The 300-nt window shown below is 37.0% G+C and carries 1 protein-coding gene; it reads left to right on the forward strand.

Annotated features, from left to right (window positions below; genetic code table 11):
* A partial coding sequence (locus tag BOQ64_RS23360; protein ID WP_228448534.1) for a hypothetical protein occupies positions 1-300 on the forward strand: 300 nt, incomplete at both ends.

The following is a 300-nucleotide window of genomic DNA, read 5'->3' on the forward strand; positions in this document are numbered from 1 at the left end:
AAACCAGAGGAGGAGATCCGTCAAAGAGTTTGGTGGGTGAGTTAAACCTTGATCAGACAAATCCTAAAATTAATATTTCAAGCTGGCAGAATAGTTCAACACCAGCGAATGCGGTATTGGTAGAATTTGGAAATGCCAATGTTGATAACGATATAGATACTTCAGAATCCAATAAAAACTTTTCCAGAAAACTATCCTTTAAAACCAGAGGAGGAGATCCGTCAAAGAGTTTGGTGGGTGAGTTAAACCTTGATCAGACAAATCCTAAAATTAATATTTCAAGCTGGCAGAATAGTTCAA

It is taken from the genome of Chryseobacterium sp. CH25 (assembly GCF_004119455.1).
Lineage (GTDB): Bacteria > Bacteroidota > Bacteroidia > Flavobacteriales > Weeksellaceae > Chryseobacterium.